The sequence below is a fragment of the Sinorhizobium sp. NG07B genome, from assembly GCF_002532005.1.
Lineage (GTDB): Bacteria > Pseudomonadota > Alphaproteobacteria > Rhizobiales > Rhizobiaceae > Sinorhizobium > Sinorhizobium fredii_C.
This window is the reverse complement of the sequence record NZ_NWTD01000001.1, coordinates 749,795-771,279: the sequence shown is the minus strand read 5'-3', so window position 1 is coordinate 771,279 and position 21,485 is coordinate 749,795. Positions and strand designations below refer to the sequence as shown.

General features: G+C 63.6%; 20 protein-coding genes. 11 read left to right on the top strand and 9 right to left on the bottom strand.

Going from position 1 to position 21,485, the window contains the following annotated elements:
- Positions 1–7: 7 nt before the first annotated feature.
- The 6 genes from CO664_RS03730 to CO664_RS03705 all read right to left on the bottom strand — a co-directional run bounded on the left by CO664_RS03730 (position 8) and on the right by CO664_RS03705 (position 6,163).
- Positions 8–781, bottom strand: a complete 774-nt coding sequence (locus CO664_RS03730) for an L-iditol 2-dehydrogenase (RefSeq protein WP_097525159.1) — start codon at positions 779–781, stop codon at positions 8–10.
- A complete protein-coding gene (locus CO664_RS03725) occupies positions 778–1,779 on the bottom strand; it encodes an ABC transporter ATP-binding protein (RefSeq protein ID WP_097537954.1) in 1,002 nt (333 codons plus the stop codon). The genes CO664_RS03730 and CO664_RS03725 overlap by 4 nt, the downstream gene beginning before the upstream one ends.
- An 11-nt stretch (positions 1,780–1,790) precedes the next feature.
- The gene (locus tag CO664_RS03720; protein ID WP_037414645.1) at positions 1,791–2,621 is read right to left on the bottom strand and encodes a carbohydrate ABC transporter permease; all 831 of its coding nucleotides are present in this window, start codon (positions 2,619–2,621) and stop codon (positions 1,791–1,793) included.
- Between the two features lie 4 nt (positions 2,622–2,625).
- The gene (locus tag CO664_RS03715; RefSeq protein WP_037414697.1) at positions 2,626–3,498 is read right to left on the bottom strand and encodes a sugar ABC transporter permease; all 873 of its coding nucleotides are present in this window, start codon (positions 3,496–3,498) and stop codon (positions 2,626–2,628) included.
- 191 nt (positions 3,499–3,689) lie between these two features.
- Positions 3,690–5,000 carry a sugar ABC transporter substrate-binding protein gene (locus tag CO664_RS03710; RefSeq protein WP_037414644.1) on the bottom strand — a complete coding sequence of 437 codons (1,311 nt, stop codon included), beginning with the start codon at positions 4,998–5,000 and terminating at the stop codon, positions 3,690–3,692.
- A 209-nt stretch (positions 5,001–5,209) separates the two neighbouring features.
- Positions 5,210–6,163 carry a sugar-binding transcriptional regulator gene (locus CO664_RS03705; RefSeq protein ID WP_097525158.1) on the bottom strand — a complete coding sequence of 318 codons (954 nt, stop codon included), beginning with the start codon at positions 6,161–6,163 and terminating at the stop codon, positions 5,210–5,212.
- 196 nt (positions 6,164–6,359) lie between these two features.
- Between CO664_RS03705 and CO664_RS03700 the strand changes: the two genes are divergently transcribed.
- On the top strand, positions 6,360–7,721 hold the full coding sequence (locus CO664_RS03700) for an NAD(P)-dependent oxidoreductase (protein WP_097537953.1): 1,362 nt from the start codon (positions 6,360–6,362) through the stop codon (positions 7,719–7,721).
- 23 nt (positions 7,722–7,744) lie between these two features.
- Positions 7,745–9,058, top strand: a complete 1,314-nt coding sequence (preA, locus tag CO664_RS03695) for an NAD-dependent dihydropyrimidine dehydrogenase subunit PreA (RefSeq protein WP_095677984.1) — start codon at positions 7,745–7,747, stop codon at positions 9,056–9,058.
- Positions 9,059–9,121: 63 nt separating this feature from the next.
- On the opposite strand, the gene CO664_RS03690 is transcribed toward preA, so the two are convergent.
- Positions 9,122–10,144, bottom strand: a complete 1,023-nt coding sequence (locus CO664_RS03690; protein WP_097525156.1) for an NAD(P)-dependent alcohol dehydrogenase — start codon at positions 10,142–10,144, stop codon at positions 9,122–9,124.
- Positions 10,145–10,245: 101 nt separating this feature from the next.
- Here CO664_RS03690 and CO664_RS03685 point away from each other — a divergent pair, with 101 nt between their 5' ends.
- Both CO664_RS03685 and CO664_RS03680 read left to right on the top strand, forming a co-directional pair.
- Entirely contained in the window at positions 10,246–11,145 is a 900-nt protein-coding gene (locus tag CO664_RS03685; protein WP_097537952.1) for a LysR family transcriptional regulator, read from the top strand.
- 155 nt (positions 11,146–11,300) lie between these two features.
- Complete coding sequence (locus CO664_RS03680) at positions 11,301–12,974, top strand: adenylate/guanylate cyclase domain-containing protein (RefSeq protein ID WP_095677985.1); 1,674 nt, start codon at positions 11,301–11,303, stop codon at positions 12,972–12,974.
- A 191-nt stretch (positions 12,975–13,165) separates the two neighbouring features.
- Here CO664_RS03680 and rutR read toward each other — a convergent pair whose 3' ends face one another.
- A complete protein-coding gene (gene rutR, locus CO664_RS03675) occupies positions 13,166–13,807 on the bottom strand; it encodes an HTH-type transcriptional regulator RutR (protein ID WP_012708997.1) in 642 nt (213 codons plus the stop codon).
- A gap of 262 nt (positions 13,808–14,069) precedes the next feature.
- On the opposite strand from rutR, the gene CO664_RS03670 reads away from it, so the two are divergent.
- Together CO664_RS03670 and hydA are read left to right on the top strand one after the other, a co-directional pair.
- On the top strand, positions 14,070–15,320 hold the full coding sequence (locus tag CO664_RS03670; RefSeq protein WP_097537951.1) for a Zn-dependent hydrolase: 1,251 nt from the start codon (positions 14,070–14,072) through the stop codon (positions 15,318–15,320).
- Between the two features lie 81 nt (positions 15,321–15,401).
- Positions 15,402–16,856 (top strand): dihydropyrimidinase, encoded by a 1,455-nt coding sequence (gene hydA, locus CO664_RS03665; RefSeq protein WP_097537950.1) that lies wholly within the window; start codon positions 15,402–15,404, stop codon positions 16,854–16,856.
- Positions 16,857–16,878: 22 nt separating this feature from the next.
- Here the strand turns inward: hydA and CO664_RS03660 are convergent, their stop codons facing one another.
- Entirely contained in the window at positions 16,879–17,313 is a 435-nt protein-coding gene (locus CO664_RS03660) for a cupin domain-containing protein (RefSeq protein WP_176536488.1), read from the bottom strand.
- Positions 17,314–17,434: 121 nt separating this feature from the next.
- On the opposite strand from CO664_RS03660, the gene CO664_RS03655 reads away from it, so the two are divergent.
- From CO664_RS03655 to CO664_RS03635, 5 genes are read left to right on the top strand one after another with little or no spacing between them, the layout of a single operon-like run.
- Positions 17,435–18,226 carry an ABC transporter ATP-binding protein gene (locus CO664_RS03655; protein WP_037414608.1) on the top strand — a complete coding sequence of 264 codons (792 nt, stop codon included), beginning with the start codon at positions 17,435–17,437 and terminating at the stop codon, positions 18,224–18,226.
- 46 nt (positions 18,227–18,272) lie between these two features.
- Positions 18,273–18,713: a GNAT family N-acetyltransferase gene (locus CO664_RS03650; RefSeq protein ID WP_234819732.1), complete on the top strand. Its 441-nt coding sequence runs from the start codon at positions 18,273–18,275 to the stop codon at positions 18,711–18,713.
- Complete coding sequence (locus CO664_RS03645) at positions 18,706–19,590, top strand: ABC transporter permease (protein ID WP_097525151.1); 885 nt, start codon at positions 18,706–18,708, stop codon at positions 19,588–19,590. The genes CO664_RS03650 and CO664_RS03645 overlap by 8 nt, the downstream gene beginning before the upstream one ends.
- The gene (locus CO664_RS03640; RefSeq protein WP_097525150.1) at positions 19,587–20,456 is read left to right on the top strand and encodes an ABC transporter permease; all 870 of its coding nucleotides are present in this window, start codon (positions 19,587–19,589) and stop codon (positions 20,454–20,456) included. Before CO664_RS03645 ends, CO664_RS03640 begins: the two co-directional genes overlap by 4 nt.
- Positions 20,457–20,485: 29 nt before the next feature.
- Complete coding sequence (locus tag CO664_RS03635; protein ID WP_097537949.1) at positions 20,486–21,478, top strand: ABC transporter substrate-binding protein; 993 nt, start codon at positions 20,486–20,488, stop codon at positions 21,476–21,478.
- The last annotated feature ends 7 nt before the right edge of the window (positions 21,479–21,485 follow it).

Genomic DNA, 21,485 nt, shown 5'->3' with positions numbered 1-21,485 from the left:
CGAAGCCTCAGCTCATCCATTGGCCGCCGTCGACGTTGTAGGTCTGCGCCACCACGTAGTCGCTTTCGGAAGAAGCGAGAAAGATTGCCATGCCGGTCAAGTCCTCGGCTGTGCCCATGCGCCCATAGGGAACGGCCTCGCCCACCAGACGCTTCTTCTCGCCGAGAGGCCGGTTCTCGTACTTCGCGAAGAGCGCGTCGACACCATCCCAATGCTCGCCCTCGACGACGCCCGGAGCGATGGCGTTCACATTGATGCGGTGCTTGATGAGATCGAGGCCGGCGGATTGGGTGAGGCTGATGACCGCCGCCTTGGTCGCGCAGTAGACCGCGACCAGCGCCTCACCCCGCCGCCCCGCCTGGCTTGCCATATTGATGATCTTGCCGCCCCGCCCCTGCCCGATCATCTGCTTCGCCGCCGCCTGCAGCGTGAAGAGCGTGCCGGCGACGTTGATCGAGAAAAGCCGCTCATAGCTTGCGCGCGTGATCTCGACGATCGGCGCAAGGTCGAAGAGCGCGGCATTGTTGACCAGGATGTCGAGACCGCCGGCCTGGCGGACGACCGTGGCGATCGCCGCATCGATCGAATCCTGCCGGGTGACATCCATCTCCACCGCGTAGGCCGCCGGTCCGATCTCCGAGGCCGTCTGTCTTGCGCGCTCGACATTGATATCGGCGATCGCCACGGTGGCGCCTTCGCGCACATAGGCCTCCGCGAAGGCGCGGCCTATTCCCCGCGCCGATCCGGTGATCAGCGCGCTTTTTCCTTCAAGACGTTTCATCGAATTGCCAGCCCTTTTTCATCGAATCTGTGCAGGCGCTGCGGGTCCGGCGTCAGGAAGACCGGGTCGCCATGCGTGACGGCAAAATCGCCGCTGACGCGCGCCGTCATCGTGCCGATGCCGTCGGCGTTCACATGCAGGAAGGTATCGGAGCCGAGATGCTCGGCCACGCCGACCGTGCCCTGCCATGTGCCGTGGTCCTTCGACAGCACCAAGTGCTCCGGGCGGACACCGATCGTATGGGCCTGATGGCTGGCCGCCGGGCCGCCGGAAATGAAATTCATCTTCGGCGAGCCGATGAAGCCGGCGACAAAAAGATTGTCGGGCCGGTGGTAGAGTTCGAGCGGCGAGCCGACCTGCTCGATGCGGCCGCGGTTCAAGACGACGATCTTGTCGGCCATCGTCATGGCCTCCACCTGGTCGTGGGTCACGTAGATCATCGTCGTCTTCAGTTGCTGGTGCAGCTGGCTGATCTCGAGCCGCATGTTGACGCGCAGCGCCGCGTCGAGGTTCGAAAGCGGCTCGTCGAACAGGAAGGCCTCCGGCTGGCGCACGATCGCCCGGCCGATCGCCACGCGCTGGCGCTGGCCGCCGGAGAGCTGGCGCGGCTTGCGGTCGAGATAGTCGGTGAGGTTCAAAACGCGGGCGGCGTCGGCCACCTTCTTGTCGATCACCGCTTTGTCCTCGCCCGCCATCTTCAAAGGGAAGGCGATGTTGGCGCGGACGCTCATATGCGGATAGAGCGCGTAGGACTGGAACACCATCGACAGGCCGCGCTTGGCCGGCGGCAATTCGGTGGCGTTCTTGCCGTCGATGACGATGGCGCCGTCGCTGACATCCTCGAGGCCGGCAATCAGCCGCAGAAGCGTCGACTTGCCGCAGCCCGAAGGGCCGACGAAGACGACGAACTCGCCGTCATTGATGTCGAGGTCGATCGACGGGATCACGGCATGGGCGCCGAAGACCTTCGAGACGTTCTTGAGTGTGATGCTTCCCATGAGTCTGACCCTTATTTGACCGCGCCGAAGGTGAGGCCGCGCACAAGCTGCTTCTGCGAGAACCAGCCGAGAATGAGGATGGGGGCGATCGCCATCGTCGAGGCCGCCGACAGCTTCGCGTAGAACAGGCCTTCAGGGCTCGAATAGGAGGCGATGAAGGCGGTGAGCGGCGCCGCTTTGGCGGCACTGAGATTCAAGGTCCAGAACGCCTCGTTCCAGGCGAGGATGATGTTCAGGAGCAGCGTCGAGGCAATGCCCGGTATCGCCATCGGCGTCAGCACATAGATGATCTCCTTGGCAAGCGAAGCGCCATCCATGCGCGCCGCTTCGAGGATCTCGCCCGGGATTTCCTTGAAATAGGTGTAGAGCATCCAGATGATGATCGGCAGGTTGATGAGCGTCAGCACCATCACCAGCCCGGTGCGGGTGTCGAGCAGCCCCGTGTTGCGGAAGATCAGATACATAGGCACCAGCACGCCGACCGGCGGCATCATCTTGGTGGAGAGCATCCACATCAGGACGTCCTTGGTTCGCTTGGTCGGTGCGAAGGCCATGGCCCAGGCCGAAGGAATGGCGATCACCAGGCCGAGCAGCGTCGAGCCGAAAGAGACCACCACCGAGTTCATGAAGTGCTTGAAGTAGTCCGAGCGGCTCTGCACCTCGAAATAGTTCTCGGTCGTCCAATCGAAGAACAGGAAGGCGGGCGGCGAGGCGATCGCCTGCGCCTCCGTCTTGAAGCTCGTCAGGAAGGTCCAGAGGATCGGGAAGAAGATCAGGATGCCGACCGTCCAGGCCAGGGCCGTGGTGACCAGTTTGCGCTGGGTCGAGACATTGCGTGCCATGATATCAAGCCTCCAGCGTCTTGCCGATCATGCGCATCAGGAAGAATGCGACGATATTGGCGAGAATGACCGCGATGATGCCGCCGGCGGACGCGCCGCCCACGTCGAACTGCAGCAGCGCCTGGGCATAGACCAGGAAGGTGAGATTGGTGCTCTGCGTGCCGGGGCCGCCATTGGTGGTGACGAGGATTTCGGCGAAGACCGAAAGCAGGAAGATCGTCTGGATCAGGATGACGACGGTGATCGCGCGCGAAAGATGCGGCAGGACGAGATAGATGAACCGGCTCCAAGCGCCGGCGCCGTCCATCTGCGCTGCCTCCTTCTGCTCCTCGTCGAGCGACTGCAGCGCCGTCAGCAGAATGAGCGTCGCGAAGGGCAGCCATTGCCAGGCGACGATCAGGATGATCGAGAAGAGCGGCGCATTGGCGAGAAAATCGAACGGCTGCAGGCCGACGAGCTTGGCAAGCCAGGCGAAGAGCCCGTTGACCGGGTTCATGAACATGTTCTTCCAGACGAGCGCCGCGACCGTCGGCATGATCAGGAAAGGCGCGATCACCAGGATCCGCACGATCCCCTGCCCGAACATCGGCTGGTCGAGCAGCAGCGCCAGGGCGATGCCGCCGACGACGGTGATGAAGAGCACGCCGAGCACGATTGCGAGCGTGTTGAAGACCGCCTGGAAAAAGGCTGGATCGGTCAGAAAATAGGTGTAATTGGTGAGGCCTGCGAACTCCTCCATTCCCGGCATCAGCAGATTGTAGCGCAGGAGCGAGAAGTAGATCGTCAGCGCCAGCGGCACGATCATCCAGGCCAGGAGCAGAAGCACCGACGGTGCGATCATCAGCCGCGCGGCGGAGCGGGTATGCAAGGTCGCCATGGCGTCCCCCATGTGGTCTCAACGGTGTTCCAAGAAGAGGCAGGCGCATCGTGCCTGCCGAACGCGCGCCCATCGGCAAAAAAGACAGAGCGGGACGCGGGTGAAGGCGGGGTTCGCCCCTCCCTTGTCCCGCTCTGGAGGTGGCCGGGGCGCCGGCCGTTTCCGAACGGCGCCCCGGCCCCTTGGGAGCCTCACTTGATGTAGCCGGCCTTGGTCATCTCGCGTGTGGTCAGCTGCTGCGCGCTGGCGAGCGCCTGATCGACGCTCATCTGGCCGGCGAGCGCGGCCGAGAACACCTGGCCGACCGCCGTGCCAAGACCCTGGAATTCCGGGATCGCCACGAACTGCACGCCGACATAGGGCACTGGCTTCACTGCCGGGTTCTTCGGGTCGGCGGCGTTGATCGAGTCGAGCGTCATTTTCGCAAACGGCGCCGCCTTCTGGTATTCCGGGTTCTCGTAGAGGGAGGTGCGGGTGCCGGGAGGCACGTTCGCCCAGCCTTCCTTCTCGGCGACAAGCTTCAGATAGTCCTTGCCGGTTGCCCAGGCGATGAACTTCTGCGCCGCTTCCGCCTTCTGCGAACCCGCCGGGACGGCAAGGTTCCAGGCCCAGAGCCAGTTGCCGCGCTTGCCGAGGCCGGTATCCGGGGCGAGCGCAAAGCCGACCTTGTCGGCGACCGTCGACTCGTGCGGGTTGGTCACGAAGGAGGCCGCCACCGTGGCGTCGATCCACATGCCGCATTTACCGGTCTGGAACAGCGACAGGTTTTCGTTGAAGCCGTTGGAGGAGGCGCCGGGCGGGCCGGCATCGTTCATCAGCTTGACGTAGAAGTCGAGCGCGTTCTTCCACTCCGGCTGGTCGAACTGCGGCTTCCAGTTCTCGTCGAACCAGCGCGCTCCGAAGGCGTTGGCCGTCGCCGTAAGGAAGGCCATGTTCTCGCCCCAGCCCGCCTTGCCGCGCAGGCAGATGCCGTAGATCTCATTGTTCTTGTCGGTGATCTTGCGCGCCGCGTCCGCGATGAACTCCCAGGTCGGCGCCTCAGGCATGGTGAGGCCGGCCTTCTCGAACAGGTCCTTGCGGTACATGACCATCGAGCTCTCGCCGTAGAACGGCGCGGCATAGAGCTTGCCGTCGATGGTCAGACCGCTGCGGATCGCCGGCAAGAGGTCGTCGACGTCGTAGTCGGCACCGAGGTTGTCGAGCGGCAGGAGCCAGCCCTGCTTGGCCCAGATCGGCACTTCGTAGGTGCCGATCGTCATGATGTCGTACTGGCCACCCTTGGTGGCGATGTCGGTCGTGACGCGCTGGCGCAGCACGTTTTCCTCGAGCGTCACCCACTCGAGCTGAATGTCCGGGTTTTTCGACGTGAACGCGTCCGTCAGCTTCTGCATCCGGATCATATCGCCGTTGTTCACGGTCGCGATGGTCAGGGTCTCTGCTTGGGCCAGGCCTGCCAAAGCGACTGCCGAGCACGTGCCCAGCAGGAAAGTTCTCAAATTCATCGACTTCCTCCCAGAAGAAATTGAGCATTTGCTTTGCTCGTGGGCAATTACTCACCCATTGGCAAAAAAAGTCAATGCGCATTCGCCGCCGCCAAATAGCCAACGCGCTAAGAGTTCATTTTTGTTGAGGATTTTTTTGTGGTGATGGGCCGGGAGGACGCAGCCCATTCGGTAAAACGCCGCTGCCGGACTGCTCCCCGGAAGTAGACTCAATCGCCTAGCAGGTACTCGGCAGTTGTCTCGTCGGTGATGAGGCCGTTGATGATCCGTCCCTTGAGAGCCGCTCCCAGGGCTCCGTATTTTCGCTTGCCCTTGGCGATGCCGATCACCGCGGCCCGCTCGCGCGGCGGCAGCGGCACGGAGGCCACGCGCTCGTTGATGCTGCCGGTGAGCAATTCACCGTGATGATCGAACATCCAGCCGCAGATCTCGCCGGCGGCACCCGCCGCCGTCAGCCGCTCCATCTCGTCGCGCGCCAGAAACCCATCCGCACAAAGCGGGGCATCCGGCCCGAGCTCGCCGACCCCGACAAAGGCGGCATCGGCCTCGGCGCCAAGCTCCAGAGCCATTCTGACGAGGCTCTGCTTGTGCAGCACTTCGCGCTCCTCGGCCGACGAGACGAGCACCGGCAAGGGCATCGGGAAATGCCGCGCATTGATGGTGTCGGCCATGCTGAAGATGACGTTGTAATAGGCGGCCGAACCGTCGAGGCGGATATTGCCGGTGAGGGAGACGATGCGGTGCTGCGGACATTCCATCGACGGCAACTGGTCGATCGTCGCCTTCAGCGTCCGGCCGGTGCCGATCGCAAGCACGACCGGCTCGGTTGATTTCAGCCAGCGCTCGATTTCTGCCGCCCCGGCTTCAGCGATCCCTACGGTCGTCGAATTGGATCCGGGATCGCTCGGCACGACATCGACATGCCGCAACTCGTATTTCTCCTTGAGCCGCGCCGCTGCTTCGAGGCAGGCGGCGATCGGATGATCGAGCCGCACCTTGATCAGCCGTTCGGCCATGGCGAGCGACACGAGGCGCTGCGCCGACTGGCGCGAAATCCCCATGATCGACGCGATCTCGTCCTGCGTCCGGCCGGCCACGTAGTAGAGCCAGCCCGCCCGGGCCGCATCGTCCAGCCTGTTGTTGCTCTCCGCCCTGCGCGCCATCGCCAGCGAGTCTCCTTCCCCCGATTTGCTGCCATTATTTGCCGTGTACTGTCAAACAAAGGCGTAACGTGTCGCTGCCGGCAAAAACGCCCGCAACACCGGGAATTCGCGGAAAGCGCACCCAAAATTTTACCGTTTGATAAAAAAATAAAGCGTGTTACCGTTCCCCATCCTGAGAATACATTGGGAGCTAAAAATGGGAACGACGCAATCTGGGATTCTCTACGGGCGGCTGCCGCTCGCGGAGTACGAAACCAATTTCTCCGATCTGCATCCGCCGCTCGACAGGCACGAGGCGCTGGTTGCTTCTGACCGCTGTTACTTCTGTCATGACGCGCCGTGCATGACGGCCTGTCCCACCTCCATAGATATCCCGCTGTTCATCCGGCAGATATCGACAGGCAATCCGATCGGCTCGGCCAAGACGATCTTCGACCAGAACATCCTCGGCGGCATGTGCGCCCGCGTCTGTCCCACCGAAACACTCTGCGAACAGGCCTGCGTACGTAACACGGCGGAGGAGCGGCCGGTCGAGATCGGCCGCCTGCAGCGCTACGCGACCGATGTCGCCATGAAGGAGAACAAGCAATTCTATGCGCGCGCGGCCGCAACGGGACGCCGCATCGCCGTCGTCGGCGCAGGGCCGGCGGGCCTGGCCTGCGCCCACCGACTGGCCGTCAAGGGCCACGACGTGGTGATCTACGATGCGCGTGAGAAATCCGGCGGCCTCAACGAATACGGCATCGCCGCCTACAAGACGGTGGACGATTTCGCCCAGAGGGAAGTCGATTACGTCCTGTCGATCGGCGGCATCGAGGTGCGACACGGCGAGGCCCTCGGCCGCGATTTCTCCCTGGCCGACCTCACCGAGCAATATGACGCCGTCTTCCTCGGCCTCGGCCTCGCCGGCGTCAACGCACTGCGGATCGAGGGCGAGAACGCCGAAGGCGTGGAGGATGCCGTCGACTTCATCGCCGCACTCCGTCAGTCGAAGACCAAGGCCGACGTTCCGGTCGGCCGCCGCGTCGTGGTGCTCGGCGGCGGCATGACCGCGATCGATGCTGCCGTCCAGGCGAAGCTGCTTGGCGCCGAGGAAGTGACGATCTGCTATCGCCGCGGCAAGGAGCACATGAACGCCTCCGAGTTCGAGCAGGATCTCGCGGCATCCAAGGGCGTCACCATCCGCCACTGGCTGCAGCCGAAGCGCATCGCCGTGAAGGACGGCAAGGTCGCCGGCATCGAACTCGAATACACGGCCCTTGAGGAAGGCAAGCTGACGACGACCGGGGAAACGGGTATTATTGCCGCCGAGCAGATCTTCAAGGCAATCGGCCAGAGTTTTCAGGCCTCCGGCCTCGGTGCCTTGCAGATGGAGAGCGGACGCATCGTCGTCGATGCAGAAGGCCGCACCTCGTTCGCCAGGGTCTGGGCGGGCGGCGACTGTGTGCTCGGCGGCGAGGACCTGACGGTTTCCGCCGTGGCGATGGGACGCGATAGCGCCGAATCGATCAACCGGGCTTTCGCTGCGGACGCGCCGCTGGCGAGCGCCGTCGCCTGAACAGGATCGAGAGGACGAGAACAATGGCTGATCTTCGCAACAATTTTGTCGGCATCAAATCCCCGAACCCGTTCTGGCTCGCATCGGCGCCGCCGACCGACAAGGCCTATAACGTCGAGCGCGCCTTCAAGGCGGGCTGGGGAGGCGTCGTCTGGAAGACGCTCGGCGAGGAAGGGCCGCCGGTGGTCAATGTCAATGGCCCGCGCTATGGCGCGATCTGGGGCGCCGACCGCCGCCTGCTCGGCTTGAACAATATCGAGCTCATCACCGACCGCGATCTTTACGTGAACCTGCGCGAGATGAAGCAGGTGAAGATGAACTGGCCGGACCGGGCATTGATCGCCTCGATCATGGTGCCCTGCGTCGAGGATGCCTGGAAGGCGATCCTGCCGCTGGTCGAGGAAACCGGGGCCGACGGCATCGAGCTCAACTTCGGCTGTCCGCACGGCATGTCCGAGCGCGGCATGGGTTCCGCCGTCGGCCAGGTGCCCGAATATATCGAGATGGTGGTGCGCTGGTGCAAACAGTACACGCGCATGCCGGTGATCACCAAGCTGACGCCAAACATCACCGACGTCCGCAAGCCGGCCCGCGCCGCCAAGGCCGGCGGCACCGACGCCGTGTCGCTGATCAACACGATCAACTCGATAACCTCGGTCAATCTCGACACCTTCTCGCCGGAGCCCTCGATCGACGGACGCGGCAGCCATGGCGGCTATTGCGGCCCGGCGGTGAAGCCGATCGCCCTCAACATGGTCGCCGAGATCGCCCGCGATCCGGAAACCTACGGCCTGCCGATCTCCGGCATCGGCGGCATCACCACCTGGCGCGACGCGGCCGAATTCCTGGCGCTCGGCGCCGGCAACGTGCAGGTCTGCACGGCGGCGATGACCTATGGCTTCAAGATCGTCCAGGAAATGATCACCGGCCTGTCCGACTGGATGGATGCCAAGGGCCACCGGACGCTCGACGACATCTGCGGCCGCGCCGTGCCGAACGTCACCGATTGGCAATATCTCAACCTCAACTACGTCACCAAGGCGAAGATCGATCAGGATGCCTGCATCAAATGCGGCCGCTGTCACATCGCCTGCGAGGACACCTCGCACCAGGCGATCACGCAGTTCGTCAATGGCGTGCGCCATTTCGAGGTGATCGAGGAGGAATGCGTCGGCTGCAACCTCTGCGTCAATGTCTGTCCGGTCCAGAATTGCATCACCATGGAGCCGCTCGCCGCCGGTGAACTCGATAAGCGCACCGGCAAGCCGGTCGACCCCAATTACGCCAACTGGACGACTCACCCGAACAACCCGATGGCGCGCCAGGCGGCCGAGTAAGCACAGTCGACAGGACAGCATGGCCGCCGGCAATCGCCGCCGGCCATGTTCATTGTGGCGCGATCAGAACTCGATCACCACCTTGCCGAAAGGGCCGCGATCGAGATGCGCGAGCGCCTCACCGACTTCGGTAAACTTGTAGCGCTTGTCGATGACCGGCTTCAGCCGCAAGCGGTCGACGGCACCAACCAGATCTTCGAGCGCCCGGCGATGCCCGACGCTGATACCCTGCAGCACCGGCGATTTCAGGAGCAGCGGCGCAACCGGGCCGGAAACCTCGAAGCCTTCGAGCACGCCGATCACCGATATACGCCCGTCCGGCGCGACCGCCTTCAGCGACTGGCCGAGGCCGGCGCCGCCGGCGATCTCCAGAATGTGGTCGGCGCCATGGTCGCCGGTGAGCTCATAGACGCACTCTACCCAATCTTCGCTCCGGCGATTGATGCCGTGGTCGGCGCCAAGGGCGAGCGCCTTATCGAGCTTTTCGGAACTGCTCGAGGTCACGATCACCTCGGCGCCGACGGCCTTGGCAATCTGCAGCCCGAAGAGTGCGACGCCGCCCGTGCCCTGCACGACGACGCGGTCGCCGGGTCTCAGGTGGCCCTTCTCGACCAGCGCGAACCAGGCGGTGAGGCCGGCGCACGGCAAGGTGCTCGCCTCGGCGGCATCGAGGCTTTTCGGCGCGGCGACGAACCAGTCTTGCGGAAAAGCGACATATTCCGACAGGACACCCGGATGCACGCCGCCAAGTGTGGCGTAGGCCGGCGTTCTGCCGCTTCCCGGCCGCAAGCCATCGAGCCATCCAGGGGCGAAGGTGGAGATGACGCGGTCGCCGGGGCGGAAGCGGGCCACACCCTTGCCGACCGCTTCGACGACGCCGCTCATGTCCGAAGCCGGCACGAAGGGAAAGGTGAGATCCAGCCCCATGCCGCTTTCCAGCATCAGCTTGTCGCGGTAGTTGAGCGACACCGCCGTCGTGCGGACGAGCACATCAAACTCGCCGGTTTCCGGCATCCTGCGCTCGGTGATCTTCAGGTTGTATGGGCCGACCGTCTCCGTGCTCCACTCCTGCATCCATTTCGACATGCTCGTTCCTTTCGGTTGTGATTGGACAAGCATAGTGTTGAACCAGGATCGCCAGTTGCGATAAGATTTCCCGAGATTGGTTCCTAGGCGGATACAATTAAATGGAACATCTGAATGGCATCTCGGTGTTTGTCGAGGTGGCGGAGGCCGGCGGCTTCTCTGCGGCGGCAGAACGGTTGAACCTCTCGCGCTCCGCGGTCGGTAAGACGATTGCCCGCCTTGAAGAACGCCTCGCCACCCGCCTCTTTCACCGCACGACACGGGCGCAGAGCCTGACCGACGAAGGACAGCTCTTCTATGAGAGCTGCCAGAAAGCACTCGGCGAGATCAGGACGGCCGAAGCCCTACTTGAATCCGGCAAACAGGAGATTCGCGGCCGGTTGCGGATCTCCATGCCGGTGCTCTTCGGCCGCCAATGCGTGGCTCCCGTCTTTCGCGACCTCGTCCGCATTCACCCCCGGCTTGAGCTCGAACTCTCCTTCAACGACCGCGTGGTCGACCTGCTCGACGACGGTTTCGACCTCGCGATCCGCAACAATGTATTGGGCAATGATTCCGGCCTGATGACGCGGGTGATCGCCGAACAGCGCATGACGGTCTGTGCCTCGCCGGCCTATCTCGCGGCATCCGGTGCGCCCCAGACCGTGGCGGACCTCGCAGATCACGACGCCGTGGTCTACTGCCGCGCAGGCCAACAGCGGCCATGGTCGTTCCCCGCCGAAGGCAGTGCCGCAGACACCATCCTGCCGAAAACCCGGCTGCGGCTCGACGATCTCGCGGCGATCGCCGATGCGGCGGCCGAGGGACTGGGCCTTGCCTGGCTGCCATGCTGGTTGGTGCGCGAGCGCGTACAGCGCGGCGAGCTCGTCCGGGTTCTGACGGATCGGCCGGGTCTCGTTTTCAAGGTCCATGCCGTTTGGCCGCAAACACGGCACCTGCTGCCGAAACTGCGCCTGGCGATCGATGCTCTCGCCGCCGGACTGCCGCGCATCATGGAATAGATTTGTCGGGCCAAGCCCCTGGCGTGGTATCGCCGAGCGAACACGAACGCGAAACAGATTGTGTAGAAAACGTAAGTTGTCGCCACCGGCAAACTGGTCGATAAGGGGAAAACCAGCAGCGGCCGGTCGCCGCCGGCAGACCCCGGGCAGACTGTTTGACGATCCTTTCCGCCAATACACGCAAGAAGACGCACCTGATTTCCGGCGCCGTGCTCAGCGTCTTCGTGCTAACGCATTTCACAAATCACTCCCTCGGCCTGATCTCGATCGGCGCGATGGAAGCCGGCCGGCAGGTCTTCACGATCGTTTGGCAGAGCGTACCCGGAACCGTCCTGCTCTACGGCGCGCTACTCCTGCACTTCCTGATGGCACTCGACAGTCTCTATCGCCGCCAGACGCTGAGGATGCCGGTCGGAGAGGCCGTGAAGATCATCTTCGGCCTGAGCCTGCCTTTCCTGCTGATCCCCCATGTGGTCGCCACCCGGGTTGAGCCGCTCCTGACCGGGGTCGATGCCGACTACCCGGCCATCCTGCGCGCCCTCTGGTCGAGTTCGATCGGCACGACCCGACAGACGATTGCTCTTCTTTTTGTTTGGAGCCACGCCTGCCTCGGCGCCTGGTTCTGGATGCGCGGGCGTGACTGGTTTCCGCGCTACGAGTTCCTGCTCTATACCGTTGCTCTGCTCGTGCCGATCTTCGCGCTGCTCGGCTTCGTCAACGGCGCCCGTTCTCTCGGTCGCGACTATGCTGAGCATGGCGGCTATGGCGACCGGGCCTATGTCAGCGAGCGGCCGCGCCTCGATCCGGCCCTCGCCGAAAACATCCGGCTCGCCTTCTATGGCGGCTTTGCCGGCCTGATCGGCGGGACCCTGGCGCTGCGCGCGCTGCCGGCGCGGGGCCGTATCCGCGTCCGCTATCCGGATGGGCGCGTGGCGGCGGTCGGGATCGGATTCAGCGTGCTTGAGGCAAGCCGCGCCGCCGGCATCCCGCATGTCTCGGTCTGCGGCGGCCGCGGCCGATGCTCGACCTGCCGGGTGCGGGTCATCGAGGGTCTCGACGGGCAGCCGGCGCCCGAGGCCGCGGAACGTGCCACGCTTGGCCGGATCGGTGCCCCCGACAATGTCCGGCTGGCCTGCCAGTTCCGGCCCACTCACAACGTCACCGTCGTCCCCATCCTCGACACCGACAGCCTCGGGATCAAGACGCAGCTTGCCCGGCAGAACGGCGGCGGGCGCGAGCGGCGCGTGGCCGTGCTCTTCTGCGACCTGCGCGACTTCACCCGCATTGCCGAGCACAAGCTGCCCTACGATACGGTATTCCTGCTCAACCGCTACTTCGAGATGGTTGGCGAGGCGGTCGAGAGTTCCGGCGGCGTCATCGACAAATTCATCGGCGACGGAGCGCTGGCGATCTTCGGGCTGAAGTCGCCGCTGCCCGAAGCATGCCGCCAGGCGCTCGCCGCCGCCTCGCGGCTGTCGACGGGTATTCGCGCGCTCAACCAGACCTTCGGGGACGAGCTCGAACGGCCGCTCCGGCTCGCGATCGGCCTCCATGCCGGACCGGCCATCGTCGGCGAGATGGGCTATGGTCAGGCGACCTCGCTGACGGCGGTCGGCGACACCATCAACACCGCGAGCCGGCTCGAGGGCCTGGCCAAGGAGCACGATGCCGAGCTTGCCGTCTCCGTCGAACTCGTCAAACGCGCCGGCCTCAGTCTCGAGGGCGACAGGCGATTGGATATCAGCCTGCGCGGCCGAAAGGCGACGCTCGAGACCTGGATCGTCGACGATGCCGCGCGCATTGCCAAGATCATCCCGGCACAGGGATAGCTATATTGGCCAACGTGAGCACAAGAGCCGGTTCTGGCCCTCTCCTCGGGTTTAACCAAAAACTAGCACCTCTCCGGCGCCCGGGGAGAGCGGACTTGAGGCGGCGCGGCATACCCCTTCGCCCCGCTTGCGGGGAGAAGGTCGGCAGCGGGATGAGGGACGGCACCGCCATTGCAATTCAATGTCGACCGCTACTCGCGCACCTGTAGCCCGTCGACGAACAGCCGCTCGAGAAAGCGCGCCGCATCTTCGAAGCGCCCCTCGCCTGCGTGCTCCTGGCCGAGCACCGCCCGCACCTGTACGTCGAAATCGGCGTAGTGCTGCGTCGTCGACCAGATGGCAAAGATCAGGTGATAGGGATCGCAATTGGCGATCTTGCCGGCCTTCGCCCAGGCCCGGATAACCTCGGCCTTTTCGTCGACCAATTGCTTCAGCGGCCCCTTCAGCTCGTCCTCGATATGAGGAGCGCCCTGCAGCACCTCATTGGCGAACAATCGGCTTTCCCGTGGGAAATCCCGCGCCATTTCGAGCTTGCGGCGAATGTAGCTGCGGATCTCGGCGACAGGGTTGCCCTCGGCGTTGAATTCGCGCAGCGGATCGAGCCAGGTATCGAGGACGCGGTCGATCAAGGCGCGGTGCATGGCTTCCTTCGTCCGGAAATAATAGAGCAGGTTGGGCTTCGACATGCCCGCCACCTCGGCGATCTGGTCGATGGTCGAACCGCGGAAGCCGCTCGCGGAAAAGACCTCAAGCGCGGCTTCGAGGATCCGCTCCTCCTTCTCCTCCTGGATACGCGTGCGCCTCTGGGTTTTCGCCGCTCTCGGAAGTACCATCTCTCCCCCTGCCGATGCCCGCACCGTCGCGTTTTGCCCAAATTTCGGACGCGCCATTTATTTGGGCAACAAACTGGTTTTTTTCTTTTTCCGGCTTGAGTGCCGCCACGGAAGTTGTAATGTTTACCAACCGGTCAAATTATCAGTCAGATTGCCGACAAAGGCAACGGCTGATCGAAGGGCGCAAAGGAAAGCTCCGATTTGACCGACGGGAACATGGCTATCCCCGGGGAGGGCCTAGCCGGCAAAAGAGGAGAGCGCCATGGCTGCACCTGGCGAGAATAGGCGCGTCAATGCCGACCGCCTGTGGGATTCGTTGATGGAAATGGCGAGGATTGGCCCCGGCGTTGCCGGCGGCAACAATCGCCAGACCTTGACGGACGCCGACGGCGAGGGCCGCCGGCTGTTCCAATCCTGGTGCGAAAAGGCCGGGCTCTCCATGGGTGTCGACAAGATGGGCACCATGTTCATGACCCGTCCGGGCACCGACCCGGATGCCCTCCCCGTCCATATCGGTTCCCATCTCGACACGCAGCCGACCGGCGGTAAGTATGACGGCGTGCTCGGCGTCCTGAGCGGCCTCGAGGTCATCCGCACGCTGAACGACCTCGGCATCAAGACCAGGCATCCGATCGTCGTCACCAACTGGACCAATGAGGAAGGCGCCCGCTTCGCGCCGGCAATGCTCGCCTCCGGCGTCTTCGCCGGCGTCCATACGCTCGATTACGCCTATGCCCGCAAGGACCCGGAGGGAAGGAGCTTCGGTGACGAATTGAAGCGCATCGGCTGGGTGGGCGACGAGGAGGTCGGCGCCCGCAAGATGCATGCCTATTTCGAATATCACATCGAGCAGGGACCTATCCTCGAGGCCGAGAACAAGCAGATCGGCGTCGTCACCCACTGTCAGGGCCTGTGGTGGCTGGAGTTCACGCTGAGCGGCAAGGAGGCCCATACCGGCTCAACGCCGATGAACATGCGTGTCAATGCCGGCCTCGCCATGGCGCGTATCCTCGAAATGGTGCAGACCGTCGCCATGGAAAGCCAACCGGGCGCCGTCGGCGGGGTTGGCCAAATGTTCTTCTCGCCCAATTCCCGCAATGTGCTGCCGGGCAAGGTCGTCTTCACCGTCGACATCCGCTCGCCGGACCAGGCCAAGCTCGATGGGATGCGCGCCCGGATCGAAGCCGAAGCGCCGAAGATTTGCGAACCGCTCGGCGTCGGCTGTTCGATCGAGGCGGTCGGCCATTTCGACCCGGTCACCTTCGATCCGAAGCTGGTGTCCACTGTCCGCGGCGCCGCCGAGAAGCTCGGCTACAGCCATATGAACCTCATCTCCGGCGCCGGCCACGATGCCTGCTGGGCGGCAAAGGTCGCCCCGACCACGATGATCATGTGCCCGTGCGTCGATGGACTCAGCCACAACGAGGCGGAAGACATTTCCAAGGAATGGGCCGCCGCCGGCGCGGACGTTCTCTTCCACGCTGTTCTGGAAACGGCCGAGGTCGTCGAGTGAGTTTGCGGGCGGGACGACAAGTTCCGCCCTTTTTACTTGGTGGCCCCGGCTGCCGAAGCACCATCCAGAGGAAGATAACCAATGAGCACTGTCATCAAGGGTGGAACCGTCGTTACCGCCGACCTGACCTACAAGGCCGACATCAAGGTCGAAGGCGGCAAGATTGTCGAAATCGGCCCCAATCTCACCGGCACCGACACGCTGGATGCGACCGGCTGCTACATCATGCCGGGCGGCATCGATCCGCATACGCATCTCGAAATGCCCTTCATGGGCACCTACTCCTCCGACGATTTCGAGAGCGGCACCCGTGCGGCGCTTGCCGGCGGCACGACCATGGTCGTCGATTTCGCGCTTCCCTCGCCCGGCCAGTCGCTGCTCGAGGCGCTGACCATGTGGGACAACAAGTCGACCCGCGCCAATTGCGACTATTCCTTCCACATGGCGATCACCTGGTGGAGCGAGCAGGTCTTCAACGAGATGGAGGCGATCGTCAAGGACAAGGGCATCAACACCTTCAAGCACTTCATGGCCTATAAGGGCGCCCTGATGGTGGACGACGACGAGATGTTCTCGTCCTTCCAGCGCTGCGCCGCGCTCGGCGCCCTGCCACTGGTCCACGCCGAAAACGGCGACGTCGTCGCCCAGCTCCAGGCGAAGCTGCTTGCCGAGGGCAATAGCGGCCCCGAGGCGCACGCCTATTCGCGGCCGGCCGAGGTCGAGGGCGAGGCCACCAACCGCGCCATCATGATCGCCGACATGGCCGGCTGTCCCGTCTATATCGTCCACACCTCCTGCGAGCAGGCGCATGAGGCGATCCGGCGGGCCCGCGCCAAGGGCATGCGCGTCTTCGGCGAGCCGCTGATCCAGCATCTGACGCTCGACGAGACGGAGTATTTCAACAAAGACTGGGATCATGCGGCCCGCCGGGTGATGTCGCCACCCTTCCGCAACAAGCAGCATCAGGATAGCCTGTGGGCCGGCCTTGCCTCCGGTTCGCTGCAGGTGGTGGCGACCGATCATTGCGCCTTCACGACGGCGCAGAAGCGCTTCGGCGTCGGCGATTTCACCAAGATCCCGAACGGCACCGGCGGTCTTGAGGACCGCATGCCGATGCTCTGGACCTACGGAGTCAATACTGGCCGCATCACCATGAACGAATTCGTTGCGGTGACGTCCACCAACATCGCCAAGATCCTCAACATCTATCCGAAGAAGGGCGCGATCCTCGTCGGCGCCGATGCCGACCTCGTCGTTTGGGACCCGAAGCGCTCGAAGACGATCTCGGCGAACAATCAGCAATCGTCGATCGACTACAATGTCTTCGAGGGCAAGACGGTCACCGGCCTGCCGCGCTTCACGCTGACGCGCGGCGTCGTGGCGATCGAGGAAGGGGCGGTGAAAACGCAGGAAGGCCACGGCGAATTCGTCCGGCGCGACCCCTTCCCGGCGGTCAGCACGGCGCTGTCGACCTGGAAGGAAGTGACCGCACCGCGCGCCGTGCAGCGCACGGGCATTCCGGCGACCGGCGTGTGACGGATTTCGGATGCTGCGTTCGTCATCCGCCACGTGTGAGAGGATCGGCCGGAACCAGTCCATCGAGTTCCGGCAGCAGCACGACGCTCTCCTGCTCCTTCGGATCTGTCCGGGCGATGACCGCCGTGCAGGGACTGTCGGAAAGATTGGCCGGCAGATGCGGCACGCCGGCCGGGATGTAGAACATCTCGCCGGCCCTGACGATCACATGCTCCTCGAGCCGCTCGCCGAACCAGGTATGCGCCTCGCCGGCAAGCACGTAGATCGCCGTCTCATGGCTCTCGTGGAGATGCGCCTTGGCGCGCGCACCGGGCGGCATGGTCAACAAATGCATGCAGATGCCGGTGGAGCCCACCGTCTCGGCGGCGATGCCTTCGAAATAGTTGAGCCCCTGCTTGCCGGCATAGCCGCTGCCCGGCCGCACGACGCGACAGCCAGGATGGGATGATCGAGACATGACCGTTCTCCAGAATTCGCTGAAAAACCTTGAACAGGAGCCTTCCGCGGCAAATCCGCGATTGCAAGTTGCTGGCCCGGATAGCAGTCTGGCACAGGCAAGACATAATGAGAATCCATCCATGACATCCAATCCCGCCTCCGTGGTCTCGGCCCGAAATCTCGGCCTGACGTTTCAGACCAGCGACGGGCCGGTCAATGCGCTGACGGGCGTCAACCTCGACGTCGCCAAGGGGGACTTCGTCTCCTTCATCGGCCCTTCCGGCTGCGGCAAGACGACATTCCTGCGCATCATCGCCGATCTCGAGAAGCCGACCGCCGGCACTATCGCCGTCAACGGCATGACGCCGGAGGAGGCTCGCCACAATCGCGCCTATGGCTACGTGTTCCAGGCGGCCGCGCTCTATCCCTGGCGGACGATCGAGAAGAACATCGCCCTGCCGCTCGAGATCATGGGCCATTCCGGGCACGAGCAGAAGGCGCGGATCGAACGGACGCTGGAGCTCGTCAACCTTACCGGCTTCGGCAAGAAATATCCCTGGCAGCTTTCCGGCGGCATGCAGCAGCGCGCCTCGATTGCCCGCGCGCTCGCCTTCGACGCTGACCTCTTGCTGATGGACGAACCCTTCGGCGCCCTCGACGAGATCGTCCGCGATCACTTGAACGAGCAGCTCCTGAAGCTCTGGGCGCAGACGAACAAGACGATCTGTTTCGTCACCCACTCGATCCCGGAGGCCGTCTATCTCTCGACCAAAATCGTCGTGATGAGCCCGCGCCCCGGCCGGGTGACCGACATCATCGAATCGACGCTGCCGAGGGAACGGCCGCTCGGCATCCGCGAAACGCCGGAGTTCTTGGAGATTGCCCACCGGGTGCGGGAAGGCCTGAGAGCGGGGCACAGCTATGATGAATAGTGCCTGCGCCGCCCAGGTTCGCTGTCGGGATGCAACCTTGGCGGACATGAAAGCCTGCGCCGACATCTTCAATCGCTGGGTAGATGCTACGGTCTGGATGCCGAGGATCCACGGGCCCGCCGATGTAGAGCGCTATTACCGGGAAACGCTCTTTGCGAAGGGCACGGTCATCATCATTGCCGAGTCTCGAGGCGAAATTGCAGGCTTTCTCGCCCTCGCCGAGGAGCAATTTGTGTCGGCGCTCTATCTCGATCCATCCTACAGGGGCGCGGGAATTGGGGCCGCGCTACTCAGCGAAGCGAAGAGGCGAGCAAAGGGCGAGCTCAAGCTTTGGACCTTTGCAGAAAATGCCCGCGCCCAGCGCTTTTACGAACGCCAGGGCTTCGTGCCGATACGCCGAACGAGCGGCGACAACGAGGAAGGCTTGCCCGATATTCTCTATCTTTGGCGCGCCGAGCCGTTGAGCGGCGGAGGCGCCGATGCATAAGCCGAGCTTCCCCCGCGACAAACTGCTGCCGATCGGCACCGTCGTCCTGGTTCTTATCGCCGTCTGGTACGTCGCCGCCATCTTCCTCAACGCGCCCTTCGAGCGCGACACGGCGGCGCGTGCCGGCACCGAGATCGCGTTTTCCGACCTCGTCAGGAACACGATGGTGCAGGAAAGGCCGGTGCTGCCCGCACCGCACCAGGTCATCGCCGAAATCTGGGACACGACAGTAAACAAGGCGATCACCTCGAAGCGCAGCCTCGTCTACCATGCCTGGATCACGCTTTCGGCCACCCTGCTCGGCTTCGGCATCGGCGCAGCGCTCGGCGTGCTTCTCGCCGTCGGCATCGTTCACAATCGCGCCATGGACCGCTCGCTGATGCCCTGGGTGATCGCCAGCCAGACGATACCGATCCTGGCGATCGCGCCGATGATCATCGTCGTCTTGAATGCGATCGGCATCGCCGGCCTCTTACCGAAGGCGCTGATCTCCACCTATCTGTCGTTCTTCCCGGTGGTGGTCGGCATGGTCAAGGGCCTGCGCAGTCCCGAAACGATCCAGCTCGACCTGATGCACACCTACAATGCCTCGGCGGCGCAGACTTTCTGGAAGCTGCGCTGGCCCTCCTCCATGCCCTATCTCTTCACCTCGCTGAAGGTCGCCGTCGCCATCTCGCTCGTCGGCGCCATTGTCGGCGAACTGCCGACCGGGGCCGTGGCGGGGCTCGGTGCGCGACTGCTTGCAGGCTCCTATTACGGCCAGACCGTGCAAATCTGGGCGGCGCTGTTCATGGCGGCTGCCCTAGCGGCAGTTCTCGTGATGATCGTCGGCTTCGCGCACACGGCCGTCCTCAAGCGCATGGGAGCCAAGCCATGAATTTTACCGCTCTCGCCGGCGCTGTTTTCTTCTGGCTGGTCGCCTGGGCCGTCAACGAATGGCTGGTCCGCCAGCGCTTTGAGAGCGAAGCGGCCAACAATGCGGCGCGCTCCGCCGTGCCGCTCCTTTTCGGCGTCACGATCCTGGTCCTGTGGGAGGGCATCGTTCGCGGCTTTGCCATCCCGTCTGTGCTGCTGCCGGCGCCGTCGATGATCTGGGCGCGGCTCGTCAATTCGGTACCGACGCTGACTGCCGATTTCCGCCAGACCTTCCTGAAATCCGTGCTGACCGGCTATGCACTCGGCTGCGGCCTCGGTTTCCTGGTGGCAATCCTCATCGACCGCTCTCCCTTCCTCCAGAAAGGCCTGCTGCCGCTCGGCAATTTCGTCTCCGCCCTCCCCGTCATCGGCGTCGCCCCGATCATGGTCATGTGGTTCGGCTTCGACTGGCAATCGAAGGTGGCCGTCGTCGTCATCATGACCTTCTTTCCGATGCTGGTGAACACCGTCTCCGGCCTTGCTGTCGCCAGCCAGATGGAGCGCGACCTGATGCGCACCTATGCGGCGACTTGGTGGCAGACGCTCGTCAAGCTGAGGCTGCCCGCCGCCTGGCCTTTCATTTTCAACGCACTCAAGATTAACTCGACGCTGGCGCTGATCGGCGCGATTGTGGCCGAGTTTTTCGGAACGCCCATTGTCGGCATGGGTTTCCGGATCTCCACGGAAGTGGGGCGCATGAACGTCGACATGGTCTGGGCCGAAATCGCCGTTGCGGCGGTGGCTGGCTCCGCCTTCTACGGGGTGGTCGCGCTCATCGAGCGCGCCGTCACCTTCTGGCATCCGTCCATCCGCAGTGGCCGAGCCTGACAATCAAGCAATGATAAGAGGGAACTGACATGAACAAAAAACTTGCATCTCTGCTGGCAGCGGGCGCCTTTTCGCTTGCCGCCTTCCATGCCAATGCCGCCGACAAGGTCACGCTGCAATTGAAATGGGTGACGCAGGCCCAGTTCGCCGGCTACTACGTCGCCAAGGACAAGGGGTTTTACGAGGAAGAGGGCCTCGACGTCGACATCAAGCCGGGCGGTCCGGACATCGCTCCGCCGCAGGTGATCGCCGGCGGCGGCGCCGATGTCATCGTCGACTGGATGCCGTCCGCTCTCGCCACCCGCGAAAAGGGCGTGCCGCTCGTCAACATCGCCCAGCCCTTCAAGAAATCCGGCATGATGCTCACCTGTCTCAAGGAATCGGGCGTGAAGACCCCCGAGGATTTCAAAGGCAAGACGCTCGGCGTCTGGTTCTTCGGCAACGAGTACCCGTTCCTCTCCTGGATGTCGCAGTTGAAAATCCCGACGGATGGCGGCCCGAACGGTGTCACCGTCCTGAAGCAGGGCTTCAACGTCGACCCGCTGATCCAGAAGCAGGCGGCCTGCATTTCGACGATGACCTACAATGAATACTGGCAGGTCATCGACGCGGGCATCAAGGCGGAGGATCTCGTCACCTTCAAATACGAGGACCAGGGCGTCGCCACCCTCGAGGACGGCCTCTATGTCCTCGAGGACAAGCTCAAGGACGCGGCCTTCAAGGAGAAGATGGTGAAGTTCGTCCGCGCCTCGATGAAGGGCTGGAAATATGCCGAGGAGAACCCGGACGAGGCCGCGGATATCGTGCTCGAAAACGACTCGACCGGCGCCCAGACGGAGAAGCACCAGAAGCGCATGATGGGCGAAATCGCCAAGCTGACGGCAGGTTCGAACGGCGCGCTCGACGAGGCCGACTACAAGCGCACGGTCCAGTCGCTGCTCTCCGGCGGGTCCGATCCGGTCATCTCCAAGGAGCCGGAAGGCGCCTGGACCCACGAGATCACCGACGGAGCGCTGAAATAGGCCGCGG

What these genes read in the sequence shown, in the direction of transcription:
- CO664_RS03730 (WP_097525159.1), bottom strand. Translation starts at nt 781, where the DNA reads ATGAAACGTCTTGAAGGAAAAAGCGCGCTGATCACCGGATCGGCGCGG.
- CO664_RS03725 (WP_097537954.1), bottom strand. Translation starts at nt 1,779, where the DNA reads ATGGGAAGCATCACACTCAAGAACGTCTCGAAGGTCTTCGGCGCCCAT.
- CO664_RS03720 (WP_037414645.1), bottom strand. Translation starts at nt 2,621, where the DNA reads ATGGCACGCAATGTCTCGACCCAGCGCAAACTGGTCACCACGGCCCTG.
- CO664_RS03715 (WP_037414697.1), bottom strand. Translation starts at nt 3,498, where the DNA reads ATGGCGACCTTGCATACCCGCTCCGCCGCGCGGCTGATGATCGCACCG.
- CO664_RS03710 (WP_037414644.1), bottom strand. Translation starts at nt 5,000, where the DNA reads ATGAATTTGAGAACTTTCCTGCTGGGCACGTGCTCGGCAGTCGCTTTG.
- CO664_RS03705 (WP_097525158.1), bottom strand. Translation starts at nt 6,163, where the DNA reads ATGGCGCGCAGGGCGGAGAGCAACAACAGGCTGGACGATGCGGCCCGG.
- CO664_RS03700 (WP_097537953.1), top strand. Translation starts at nt 6,360, where the DNA reads ATGGGAACGACGCAATCTGGGATTCTCTACGGGCGGCTGCCGCTCGCG.
- preA (WP_095677984.1), top strand. Translation starts at nt 7,745, where the DNA reads ATGGCTGATCTTCGCAACAATTTTGTCGGCATCAAATCCCCGAACCCG.
- CO664_RS03690 (WP_097525156.1), bottom strand. Translation starts at nt 10,144, where the DNA reads ATGTCGAAATGGATGCAGGAGTGGAGCACGGAGACGGTCGGCCCATAC.
- CO664_RS03685 (WP_097537952.1), top strand. Translation starts at nt 10,246, where the DNA reads ATGGAACATCTGAATGGCATCTCGGTGTTTGTCGAGGTGGCGGAGGCC.
- rutR (WP_012708997.1), bottom strand. Translation starts at nt 13,807, where the DNA reads ATGGTACTTCCGAGAGCGGCGAAAACCCAGAGGCGCACGCGTATCCAG.
- CO664_RS03670 (WP_097537951.1), top strand. Translation starts at nt 14,070, where the DNA reads ATGGCTGCACCTGGCGAGAATAGGCGCGTCAATGCCGACCGCCTGTGG.
- hydA (WP_097537950.1), top strand. Translation starts at nt 15,402, where the DNA reads ATGAGCACTGTCATCAAGGGTGGAACCGTCGTTACCGCCGACCTGACC.
- CO664_RS03660 (WP_176536488.1), bottom strand. Translation starts at nt 17,313, where the DNA reads ATGTCTCGATCATCCCATCCTGGCTGTCGCGTCGTGCGGCCGGGCAGC.
- CO664_RS03655 (WP_037414608.1), top strand. Translation starts at nt 17,435, where the DNA reads ATGACATCCAATCCCGCCTCCGTGGTCTCGGCCCGAAATCTCGGCCTG.
- CO664_RS03650 (WP_234819732.1), top strand. Translation starts at nt 18,273, where the DNA reads ATGAAAGCCTGCGCCGACATCTTCAATCGCTGGGTAGATGCTACGGTC.
- CO664_RS03645 (WP_097525151.1), top strand. Translation starts at nt 18,706, where the DNA reads ATGCATAAGCCGAGCTTCCCCCGCGACAAACTGCTGCCGATCGGCACC.
- CO664_RS03640 (WP_097525150.1), top strand. Translation starts at nt 19,587, where the DNA reads ATGAATTTTACCGCTCTCGCCGGCGCTGTTTTCTTCTGGCTGGTCGCC.
- CO664_RS03635 (WP_097537949.1), top strand. Translation starts at nt 20,486, where the DNA reads ATGAACAAAAAACTTGCATCTCTGCTGGCAGCGGGCGCCTTTTCGCTT.